Origin of the sequence: Micromonospora sp. D75 (assembly GCF_018070405.1) — a bacterium.
GTDB classification, from domain to species: domain Bacteria; phylum Actinomycetota; class Actinomycetes; order Mycobacteriales; family Micromonosporaceae; genus Micromonospora; species Micromonospora chalcea.
Genome location: NZ_JAGPXV010001033.1, coordinates 1 through 1,087, shown reverse-complemented (window position 1 = coordinate 1,087; position 1,087 = coordinate 1). Strand labels below are relative to the sequence as shown.

Annotated in this window: 2 protein-coding genes; both read left to right on the top strand. The window is 70.8% G+C overall.

All coding sequences use genetic code 11. The features are described 5' to 3' along the window. Window positions 1-396: hypothetical protein (locus KBX39_RS31755; protein ID WP_247660813.1), on the top strand; the 396-nt coding region annotated here is incomplete at its 5' end. A gap of 13 nt (window positions 397-409) precedes the next feature. Next, window positions 410-1,018, top strand: coding sequence for a glycine zipper family protein (locus KBX39_RS31750; RefSeq protein WP_113972853.1), 609 nt, complete (start codon window positions 410-412; stop codon window positions 1,016-1,018). Window positions 1,019-1,087: the final 69 nt, after the last annotated feature.

The following is a 1,087-nucleotide window of genomic DNA, read 5'->3' as shown; positions in this document are numbered from 1 at the left end:
CCATCCCACCCCGACCTGCACCACCGCACCACCGAAAAGAGGGGGATCGCCGTGAACGATCTCTTCACCTGGGCCGCCCTGGGCAGCCTCACCGGCGCCAGCGCCGCCACCCTGCTCGCCGCGAACGTCATCGGCGGGCTGATCGGCCCGAGCGGCGACAAGGCGCGCAAGTGGATCGCGCTGGGCTTCGCGCTCCTGCTGTCCTACCTGACCGCCGCGTTCGCCGCCGACGCCGGCCCGGAGAAGTGGATCATCGCGTTCTTCAACGGGCTGGTGATCTTCTCCGCCGCGCTCGGCGTCAACCAGCTCCCCCCTGGTAACCGGCAGGCGACGCAGGCGTCGCCGACCCAGCTCGCCCAGGGCCACGAGCCCCGCTACGTCCGCTCCTGGGTCTGAGAGAGGTGACCCCATGATCTTCGGCATCCTCAGCGCGGCCGTCCAGGTCGTCTTCGGCGCCGTACTCGGGCAACTCGCCGCCGGCACCGTCGGCCTGCTGACCGGCGCGGTCGTCGGCCTGCTCGTCGGCGCGCCCTTCGGCTGGGCGTCCGCGTCCGCCGGCACGTACGGCCCCGACCCGAAGGGGATCTTCCTGTTCGTGGTCGACCACACCTGGAGCCTGCTCAACACGTTCGCCGGGGCGCTCTTCCTGGCCCTGCACCTGGTCTTCGGCCACCAGCTCGACCGGATCGTCTCGGCCGGCAGCGGCCGGGTCAACGTGATCGAGGGCGTCTCACCCCGGTACGCGACCACGATCGGCACCGTGTGCGCCGGCTCCAGCCCGGGCATCCAGCGCCACGAGGACGTGCACGTGTTCCAGGCCCGGCTGCTCGGCCCGTTCTACCTGCCGCTCGTGGCTCTCAACTACGTGCTGTTCACCATCGCCCCGGTGTGGCTGCTCTGGCACGACCACACCAACGCGCCGATCAACCGGTTCACCCGCTACTTCGAGATCGGCGTCTACCCGCACGTGTGGAACGAGGCCATCGCGTACCGGATCCAGGGGACGCCACCGCGATGACCGGCGCGATCGAGGCGGCCGTCGCGGACGTCGCGAGCTGGCTGACCGGAGCCGCGGGTGAGCCCGTAC

Coding starts and splice junctions, on each gene's coding strand:
- KBX39_RS31750 (WP_113972853.1), top strand. CDS start 410: ATGATCTTCGGCATCCTCAGCGCGGCCGTCCAGGTCGTCTTCGGCGCC.